Here is a 9,877-nt window from a genome sequence, read left to right as displayed (position 1 = left end):
AGAATCCGTAATCTGAGCTGGCAGGAAACGGTGACGCTGAATCCGGTGAGGAAGGAAGAAATACAAGCCGCGACGATGGCGGCCTGATTAATGGTTTATCGGACAACTATGTTGAAAAATACCGCAAGGTAGAGCCCCTCAGAGAAATCTGAAGGGCGCGAATGGCGACGCAGAGATAGAGAAATTTTTCCCGATTGCTCTCAGGAATCAGGTAATACGCAAATACACCATGGTCTGATTGACCAATTGATAGGCAATTTCGCCAAAAGTCATAGGACCATGCATAGGGTCTGTACGCGCGCCTTCCAGGCCACCATACAGATAATTCAGGATACAGTTGCAGCAAAACGCAACCTCTCCCTCACCTGCGACCAGCTGACCACGAAAAGCTTCTGCGGTTGCCTGCATCGGTGCCGCCAAATGATATTCCAGCTCACTGAACACCGGTGCATAGAATCGCACCTCACCACCTTCGATATCTACCTTCTGAAAGCTGACGTTGATCATCGCACCGCAATAATCCGCAACCAGCGGCAGACGGGTATCAACGCCCGCACGAGTAAGGAACTCTGCCAGATTGACCGTTTCACCATTCACAATAGCTGTTGTTGCCGAAAACCCCGATTGCGGGAAACGAATCGCCGGCCCCTTGCCAGGACTGAACAGATTAACAATCTCAATGCTGGCACTGTGAGTAGAATCAAGAGCCACATGCATGGCAACCGCTAGATTCTCATAGAATTCGCCGGTTGGGCCAAACACCACTTTCGGACGGGTAGTCGCCAGATCATCCAGATGTGCACCAGCAACCCACCCCACCAACGGCTGCAAATACATACCATCAAACTCTGGAGCATCATGAGCGAATCGCTCATGAATCTCTGAGAAAGCAGGCACGATCAGTACGGTAAAACCATTGTCAGGAGCATCCGTACAAATTTCGCTGATACTTGCCACGTCATAGGTACACAAACCAGGTGCACCACTGGCCAACGGCAGTTCATTCACAAACACCATATCACGAGTACACAGACCACCTTCTTCTGACATGAAGTAAGGTATGGTGCCTCCAATCCACAAACCTTTTGGTAACTTGCGCAGAGCTGCTTCATCGCCCGCAACCGTCACCCCACGACCTGCCAAGATGCAACGAGCAGCTTCATCAAGCGTCATCAGACGTCCCGGAAAGCGCTGAACTCCATGTAAAGATACATTCATTGCACGGCTCCCATCAGCTGTTCAATTTCATACACAGCAGCACCTGCGTTTTTCTCAAAATACTGGCGCAACTGCTGAACCTTGAGTTTACGGACATCATCATCCTGAGCCATGGAATACTGCTGGCGCAGGCGGGTCAGCAAAAGACGCAGACCAAGATTACGCATATCCAGAACTTTGTCGCCGGTCAACAGGTCTTGCCAGACCGTATCCGAAATCGGCGGCAAGGAAGAAATATTTTCAACCGCCTGCTCTTCCGCAATCGCAGTCTCAGCTGGCTTGCGAGCATTTGCCATGATTTTGGCAGCCGATCCGAGTTTGCCAGTATCAATGCCGTGTTTGAATTGCCACAGCTGATCAGCATCGAGTTCAAGCAGACGGGAAATCGTGCCCAGCGACAGGCCTTCACTCAACAGGCTGATGATCTGGTTTCCAAGGGCATGAGAAAATGGTGAACGGGAATCGCCACTCCAGGGCGCATCAGGAAGAACACCACCGGCCGGATAATCGACCCGGACATTACAGCGCATGGTTCCCATACTCAGGTGACGCCAAACCTTGTGGTGGCCATCAAAATTCTGAATCGCTCGACGCGTTCCAAACCAGCCGGATTTGGCCATACCAATGCAAATCTCGGCACGATTGTAGGTTTTGTTAATGTGAATCTCGTGGATTATCCAGGGGGCAGTCACCCCCATAAGAGCTTCGATGGCTTCATAGTTCATTCACATGTCCTCTTATTCTTATAGTAATGCTGTAGCGTCAGGGCCGATGCCAGGAGAACCAGATCTATACTGTCCGATTGACACTGTCTGATAGTCAGACATGGCCTGATCATAGGGGGAGTTGGCTATTTAACCACCAATCCCTAGATACAAATTGCCTCATCCTATGGATTCGATACTTTAGGATTACCCAAATTCACAGAATGTAACCTGTATTTGCTTGTCGATTCAGACGCTAACCTGCAAAATCAGAAACATACAAATTCCAAAAAAGAACAAATAAAACACAGGAACCCTCATGTATCAGGACATCACTCTGGAAATTAACGCCGGCGTTGCTCTCATCGGCCTCAATCGCCCCGAAGTATTAAATGCAATTCGGATAGCAACGTATCAGGAACTGATTCATGCACTCGGTACAGCAGACAATAACCCCGACGTCAGTTGCATCCTGATATTTGGTCACGGCCATTCATTCTGTGCTGGTAACGACTTGCGCGATCTGCTCCCCGGTACCGACATCCGCGCGTTACGAGCAGGTGTCGCCGGAATTTTCGATCGACTCGCTCGTCTTCAGAAACCATTGATTCTGGCCCAGGAAGGTGTGGCTGTCGGAATAGGTGCCAACCTGATGTTACACGCCGACATGGTGATCGCTTCAACCTCAGCACGTTACAGCCTGCCATTTGCCAGGATCGGGGTCTGTTCTGAAGGTGCATGCTCAGTATTGTTACCAGCTGCTATTGGCCCACATCGCTCCAATGAATTGTTGATGACAGGACGCAACTTCAGCGTTGAAGAAGCCTGCCAATGGGGACTGGTCAATCAGATATGTACCAAAGGTGAAGCGCTCAAAACAGCGCACGAAGTTGCCAGGCAGTTGCTTGCCAACTCAGGTTTGTCCATCGCAGCCATCCGTCAACTGGGGAGGCCGGATAATTACGTCGAAATGATCAATCAGGTGGTGGAAAAGGAAATGGACCAGTTTGAAGCATTGCTTGCTCTGGAAGACACCCGTAGCCGCATCAGGGCCCTGCTGATACGTCCCTGAACAGAGTCAAAGGTAAGCGCCATCCTCGGCTCTCGGGTTGGGCATGGTCACTCCAACCCGATTCCGCCCTGCCCGCTTGGCGTCGTACAACCCCTTATCCGCTCGCTCAAGCAACTCTTCAACCGATTCTCCGTGCAAGTATGCCGCCACGCCAAAGCTGGCGGTCACACGTAATACAACCGGAAACTCGTGTTGCTCAATCGTCTGCCGCAGAGTCTCTGCCACCTGCAAAGTGCCATTAATATCAGTCGTGGGACAAATAAGAATAAACTCCTCCCCTCCCCAACGGCCAACCGTATCAATACGGCGAATAGAAGTTTTTAGCAGACAGGCCAGCTCCACCAACACCTGATCACCAGCAGGATGACCATGTTGGTCATTAACACTTTTGAAGTAATCAAGATCGATGATAACCACTCCGAATGGTTGCCGGGATCGAAGTGAACGCTCACGTTCATATACCATGACATCATCTAGCTTGCGACGGTTGTACAGCCCTGTCAGACGATCGGTGATAGCCAGGCGCTCCAGAATTTCGGTTTCGCGTCGACGCACTTTTTCCCGCGACTCCGACTCCACCAACTCCAGGGTTCGTATTTCCAGCTGTTCACTCATATTGTTAAAATTGGTGTATAAACGATCAATTTCGATGATACCGACAGACTGCAGCTTTTCCGTAAGAACGCTCTCTCCCACTCGCCCAGTGATTTCAGACAGATGTGCAATCGGAGCTGCCAGCTGATTCGCCAAACGCCTTGACTTGTTATCCAGAAACACAAAAAACGCGGCGTAGAAAATCACCATCACACTGATGGCCAGGAATCCAATTCGGTTGCTACTGGCCTGCAGATCATGAATAGGTTTCAGCAGCTGCTGCTCATCTACCAGAAAAATCGTTCGCCAGCCGGTCTGTTTAACGGTCTGGATACTGACAATAAAATCGCGATCCCCAAGACGCAGACGATGCAAGCGATCTTCCCCTTGCAACAGAAAACTCATTTGTTCACGCACATTGTCGTCCGGACTTTTCAGCAAATTGAACTCTTCAGGCTTGCTGATGGTACTGCCAACATTTGATTCATAGTTGTGGCTGCGTAACTCACGCAACCCCAAAAGACGCTCTACCGGCTCCGGCATTGCCATAATCACCCCATTGGCGTCAGTCATGAATGCACTTGCCTGCCATGGCATATCAACCGTCAGGATGCCTTTGATAAAGGAATTGATCGTTACATCCAGGCCTGAAACGCCTTCCAGAACATCGCCGCGATAAACGGGTGCAATGCTGGAAACCATCCAGCCCAGTCCTGCCGGATCCAGATACACATCGGTCCAGACCACCTTACGCTCAGGGTTATGCATCTGATCAGCAAGGTAATAAAAGTTGTAATCGGCCATGTGCATCTGCGGCCCGAACTGCTCGAATGAGTCTGGAATAAACGGATAAATCCGGTTCATGTCATCACGAGTATTAAGATAAGCCTGCGCAATCAACGGGCTCGACTCCACTGCCGCCTTCAGAATGACGTCAAGCGATTCGCTGCAACGCATTTTCCAACGCTCAGAATCTCCCATCACAGTTGTACCGGAGTAATACACAGAACCACCACCATTATCGGTAGCCTTGTACCAGGCACCCGATAGGGCTTGTTTCAGATCAGGCTCACCATTTGGCAGGGAACAAAGCTCCGGATGACGGAAAAAATTTTCGTGTTCAAGTCGAAGAATATTGGTCATCCTCGACAGGGATTGCAGTCGGTTATTGATCAGCAAGGCTTCCCGAGAACTGATTTCCACCAGGCCACGATTCACCTCAGCCAGCAGAGCTTCTTGCTGACGATCAGACAAATACTGATTGATGCCGAAGTACAGCAGTAACAACACCAGTTCGATTGCAAAAATCGGAACCAGTGAGCTTGAAAGGTAGCTACGATAAATCAGACGTTGAAGACTAACCGACCGGATCATCGGAGCGTTCCTGCGTAGGCGGTTACCATCATCCTGAGTCCTGATCACACGGCAAATAGAGAAAATGACAATTGGATACCCAAAATGGCATCGGATTATAACGATCAGGGTATTGTTGGACAGTTAAATCCTGAGCCTCTGATGTTAAAAGATGTAACTGGCGTGAAATGTCCAACTATTGCGTCAGACAAGATCATCAAAGTTGTTGAAACAACCAATATTTTGATAAAACCACAAGAAATGCATGGCGCTTTATAGCCAACAATCGTTCAGAAAGTAACCAGCAGCTCGTTGACAGACAGGCAGGAATAAAAAAGGCGGCCATAAGGCCGCCTTCAAACACAACACCCAAGTGGGGTTCGTGAATCAGTTCTTAGTGGAACTGGTTCATGGTGTTGTCTTTACCGGATGCTTTCAGAGCGTTCTCACCAGAGAAGTACTCTTTGTGTGCATCACCGATGTCAGAACCGGACATGTTCTGGTGCTTCACGCAAGCGATACCCTGACGGATCTCCTGACGCTGTACCTGCTGAACGTAGCCCAGCATGCCTTCTTCGCCGAAGTAACGCTTGGCCAGGTTGTCGGTAGACAGGGCCGCAGTGTGGTAAGTCGGCAGAGTGATCAGGTGGTGGAAGATACCCGCTTCGCGAGATGCGTCCGCCTGGAAGCTCTGGATACGACGGTCAGCTTCAGCAGACAGCTCGGTCTCATCGTAATCAACGCTCATCAGGTTGGCGCGGTCGTAAGCAGATACGTCCTTACCTTCAGCAGCCCATGCATCGAATACTTGCTGGCGGAAGTTCAGGGTCCAGTTGAAGCTTGGGCTGTTGTTGTAAACCAGCTTGGCGTTCGGGATCACCTTGCGAACTTCGTCCATCATTTCCTTGATCTGACCAACGTGTGGCTTCTCGGTTTCGATCCACAGCAGGTCGGCACCGGCTTTGATGGCTTCGATACAGTCGAATACACAACGCTCTTCACCAGTGCCACGACGGAACTGGAACAGACCGGATGGCAGACGCTTAGGACGTACCAGCTTACCATTCTGGTTGATTACCACGTCGCCTTGCTGCATCTGGTCAACAGTGATTTCTTCAACGTCCAGGAAGCTGTTGTAGATGTCGCCCTGATCGCCTGGCTCTTTAACGGTAGCGATCTGCTTGGTCAGACCAGCGCCCTGAGAGTCAGTACGTGCAACGATAACACCGTCGTCAACACCCAGTTCCAGGAAAGCGTAGCGAACTGCGCGCAGCTTGGCGTGGAAATCAGCGTGTGGAACAGTCACTTTACCGTCCTGGTGACCACACTGCTTCTCGTCAGCAACCTGGTTTTCGATCTGGATGCAGCAAGCACCCGCTTCAATCATCTGCTTGGCCATCAGGTAGGTGGCTTCTTCGTTACCGAAACCAGCGTCGATGTCAGCGATGATAGGTACTACGTGAGTTTCGTGGTTGTCGATCTGAGCCTGAACTTCAGCAACCTTGGCAGCATCACCAGCTTCTTTGGCGGCATCCAGTTGACGGAACAGCAGATCCAGTTCACGAGCATCGGCCTGACGCAGGAAGGTGTACAGCTCTTCGATCAGACCGGCAACAGCAGTTTTCTCGTGCATGGACTGGTCTGGCAGTGGGCCAAACTGGGAACGCAGAGCAGCAATCATCCAGCCAGACAGGTACAGGTAACGACGCTGGGTGTTGCCGAAGTGTTTCTTGATAGAAATCATCTTCTGCTGACCAATGAAGCCGTGCCAGCACCCCAGAGACTGGGTGTACTTGGAGCTGTCTGCATCGTAGGCAGCCATGTCTTCACGCATGATCTTGGCGGTGTACTTGGCGATGTCCAGGTGAGTCTTGAACTTGTTCTGGGCACGCATACGTGCAACGGCTTCTTCAGAGATGCCAGACCAGCCAGCGCCAGCGGCTTCTTTCAGTGCAGCAACTGCTTTGATGTCATTCTGGTATGCAGACATGGGTAAAGTCCTTTGTCAGGCGTTTAGTATTTGGGGTATTCAGCAAGGCTCGCAATCTGTTGTTGGATGTCACTCACTGCATGAACTGAATACTATGGCCTTCTCATCCATAATTGAAATCAATAGCACGTATATCTGCTATTCAGTTAGAGAATGCACTACCAAGGTCTCAAACATTGTTGCCAGTCACCTACTTTCGGGCAATAAAACCTCCGCCAAATGGCCAGAGGCGGCATAAGCACTGGACCATGCCCATTGAAAATTGAATCCACCAAGATGTCCGGTAACGTCTATCACCTCACCAATGAAGTACAAACCAGGCTGCTTTTTGGCTTCCATGGTACGTGATGACAGCTCATCTGTGTCGACGCCCCCCAATGCCACTTCGGCAGTACGATAACCTTCCGTGCCCGATGGTTTGACTTGCCATTGATTCAGCTGCGCTCCCAGGCGATCCATTTGTTCGCCATTCAGGGCAGCAAGGGTGATATCGGCAGGCCACTCCATTTGCGTCAGCCAGCATTCAGCAAATTTCTGGGTTAACTGCTGACCAAGCCAGGTACGCAGCAACTGTTTCGGGCTCTGATGCTGCAGACGCCGAAGCTCTTCTGCTACATCCAGTTCCGGCAGCAAATCAATAGTCAACGTCTGTCCTGGTTGCCAGTAACTGGAAATTTGCAGCATCGCCGGCCCACTCATACCGCGGTGGGTAAACAACATATCGTCGAGGAATGACTGTTTATCGCAGGTGACACGCACCCGGCAGCTGTTACCGGACAGGGTCTTGCACAGCCCGGACAAATGATCCGTGATGGTAAACGGCACCAGCGCCGCTACCGGATCAAAAACATTGAGCCCAAACTGGCGGGCCAGCTGATACCCAAAACCGGTAGCTCCCAGCGTTGGAATCGATGGACCACCGGTCGCGATCACCAGGGAATCGGCACTGAAACGCCCTTTTGAGGTTTCCAGAATAAATACCCCTCTATCGCCACCATTTTCCTTGTGAATGAAACTGACCGATTCAATGGCAGTTTCCAGGGAAATATCAACACTTCCGGCAGTACACTCATCAAGAAGCATATTGAGAATGTCACTGGCCTTGTTGTCACAAAATAACTGGCCATCTTTTTTCTCGTGCCAGGCAACTCCGTAACGATCGACCAGCCCAATGAAGTCCCATTGGGTGTAACGACTGAGTGCCGACTTGCAAAAATGCGGATTGCGGCTGAGATAACGATTGGGCTCGATATAGTAGTTGGTGAAGTTACAGCGGCCCCCACCTGACATCAGGATTTTTTTGCCCGCTTTATTGGCATGGTCAACGACACGAACCGACAAGCCTTGCTGACCCGCCATAGCCGCGCACATCAGGCCAGCCGCGCCAGCTCCAATCACCAGTACCTGAGAATGACTTTGCATGTTTGTACTCTTGTAGATATCAGGCCTTGTATTTGTGGTGTCAGGAACGACTGGTATCATGCCTGCGATTCATTAAAGACCATGGGGTTACAGGAATTATGGAGTTATTTGATCGCCAGGGCTTACTGGAGGCGACGAAACTCTCTCCGCGCAAACTGGAGATGTTGTTGTTTCTGCTCAAGGCACCGGAGCTCACCCGCATCTTCAACCAGCTGCCTGCTCACTCCCGTCAGGGACTTGACCTGATTGAAGCGACTCTCAACTACCTCAATATCCGTATTGAGTTTGATGAAAAAGCCTTGCGAGCAGCGATCCCGGTAGAAGGGCCATTTATTACGGTTTCCAACCACCCATTCGGCTTTCTCGATGGTGTGACCCTGTTGCTGGCTATTGGCCGAATTCGTCCGGATTTTCGTGTGGTCGCCAACTTTCTGCTGAGCTACTTTGCACCGATTTCCGATCTGTTTATCACGGTTAATCCATTTGAAAGCCGTGGCCCCAAAGGAATGGGCGGCATGCGCAAGTCGCTGGCACAACTGAATGCCGGTTACGGCCTCGGTTTGTTTCCGGCCGGAGAGGTATCAACCCGTTATAAGGGCCAAAGCACCATCACCGATAAGGAATGGTCAATCTCCAGCATGCGTCTGATTCGCAAAGCAAGCGTTCCGGTAGTTCCGGTTTACTTCGATGGCCACAACAGTCGCAGCTTCCACCTGTTGGGCAAGCTGCACCCGTCATTACGCACATTACGTATCCCGGCGGAGTTTCTGAAGAAACGTAATTCCGTTATCCGTCTGGGAGTAGGCCCGGCAATCACGCCTGCGGAAATGGACGCTTACAAGTCTGACGAAGAACTGCGTTACTTCCTGCGCGAACAGACGTATTCACACCAGCAAAAACTGCGGAAGTCCTGATCAGGACTCCGTCAGCAAAGCCTTCACTGGCGCATAACTGCGCCGGTGAATCTCGCAAGGCCCCAACGCCTTCAGCGCTTCAAGATGCACAGCTGTGCCATACCCCTTGTGGGCAGCAAATCCGTATCCTGGGTAACGCTTGTCCATTTCCAGCATCTCACGATCTCGGGTCACTTTGGCCAACACAGAAGCAGCGGCAATCGACTGCACCAGGCTATCGCCTTTGACAATGGCAGTCGCTGGCATCTGCAGTTCTGGCAAACGATTACCATCAACCAGCACGTGGTGAGGTTCAATAGCCAGAGCATTGACCGCACGGGTCATCGCCAACATACGCGCTTTCAGAATATTGATGCGATCAATTTCTTCGACCGTGGCACGGGCGACAGCAAAAGCCAGCGCTCGCTCCTGAATAAGCTCAAACAGCTTCTCGCGCTTCTTTTCAGTCAGTTTTTTGGAGTCATCGAGACCATCGATAGGTCGTGACGGGTCGAGAATAACCGCAGCAGCAACAACGTCACCACAGAGTGGGCCTGCACCGGCTTCATCAACGCCACAATAGAGTACGCCCTGCGCAATCAGGGCTGCTTCAATTTCAGTCATGGAAAAT

General features: G+C 51.0%; 9 protein-coding genes. 3 read left to right on the top strand and 6 right to left on the bottom strand.

Translation table 11 applies throughout. The features are described from left to right. Positions 1-207: 207 nt before the first annotated feature. The gene (locus OUO13_RS02845) at positions 208-1,218 is read right to left on the bottom strand and encodes a DUF6976 family protein (RefSeq protein WP_283172333.1); all 1,011 of its coding nucleotides are present in this window, start codon (positions 1,216-1,218) and stop codon (positions 208-210) included. Next, the gene (locus OUO13_RS02840; RefSeq protein ID WP_283172332.1) at positions 1,215-1,943 is read right to left on the bottom strand and encodes a hypothetical protein; all 729 of its coding nucleotides are present in this window, start codon (positions 1,941-1,943) and stop codon (positions 1,215-1,217) included. Before OUO13_RS02840 ends, OUO13_RS02845 begins: the two co-directional genes overlap by 4 nt. A 298-nt stretch (positions 1,944-2,241) precedes the next feature. On the opposite strand from OUO13_RS02840, the gene OUO13_RS02835 reads away from it, so the two are divergent. Beyond that, positions 2,242-2,994, top strand: coding sequence for an enoyl-CoA hydratase/isomerase family protein (locus tag OUO13_RS02835; RefSeq protein ID WP_283172331.1), 753 nt, complete (start codon positions 2,242-2,244; stop codon positions 2,992-2,994). Positions 2,995-3,000: 6 nt separating this feature from the next. Here OUO13_RS02835 and OUO13_RS02830 read toward each other — a convergent pair whose 3' ends face one another. Continuing rightward, complete coding sequence (locus OUO13_RS02830) at positions 3,001-4,962, bottom strand: diguanylate cyclase (protein ID WP_283172330.1); 1,962 nt, start codon at positions 4,960-4,962, stop codon at positions 3,001-3,003. An 84-nt stretch (positions 4,963-5,046) separates the two neighbouring features. On the opposite strand from OUO13_RS02830, the gene OUO13_RS02825 reads away from it, so the two are divergent. Then, positions 5,047-5,220: a hypothetical protein gene (locus OUO13_RS02825; protein ID WP_283172329.1), complete on the top strand. Its 174-nt coding sequence runs from the start codon at positions 5,047-5,049 to the stop codon at positions 5,218-5,220. A 115-nt stretch (positions 5,221-5,335) separates the two neighbouring features. On the opposite strand, the gene OUO13_RS02820 is transcribed toward OUO13_RS02825, so the two are convergent. Both OUO13_RS02820 and OUO13_RS02815 read right to left on the bottom strand, forming a co-directional pair. Beyond that, positions 5,336-6,931 (bottom strand): isocitrate lyase, encoded by a 1,596-nt coding sequence (locus tag OUO13_RS02820; RefSeq protein ID WP_283172328.1) that lies wholly within the window; start codon positions 6,929-6,931, stop codon positions 5,336-5,338. A 186-nt stretch (positions 6,932-7,117) separates the two neighbouring features. Then, positions 7,118-8,353: a BaiN/RdsA family NAD(P)/FAD-dependent oxidoreductase gene (locus OUO13_RS02815; RefSeq protein ID WP_283172327.1), complete on the bottom strand. Its 1,236-nt coding sequence runs from the start codon at positions 8,351-8,353 to the stop codon at positions 7,118-7,120. A 98-nt stretch (positions 8,354-8,451) separates the two neighbouring features. Here OUO13_RS02815 and OUO13_RS02810 point away from each other — a divergent pair, with 98 nt between their 5' ends. Next, entirely contained in the window at positions 8,452-9,267 is an 816-nt protein-coding gene (locus OUO13_RS02810) for a lysophospholipid acyltransferase family protein (protein ID WP_283172326.1), read from the top strand. Here the strand turns inward: OUO13_RS02810 and rnhB are convergent, their stop codons facing one another. Next, entirely contained in the window at positions 9,268-9,870 is a 603-nt protein-coding gene (gene rnhB, locus OUO13_RS02805) for a ribonuclease HII (protein WP_283172325.1), read from the bottom strand. Positions 9,871-9,877 lie beyond the last annotated feature (7 nt).

This window comes from Parathalassolituus penaei (assembly GCF_026626885.1).
In the GTDB taxonomy this organism is placed as follows: Bacteria; Pseudomonadota; Gammaproteobacteria; order Pseudomonadales; family Oceanobacteraceae; genus Oceanobacter; species Oceanobacter penaei.
This window is presented reverse-complemented; position numbering and strand designations above follow the sequence as displayed.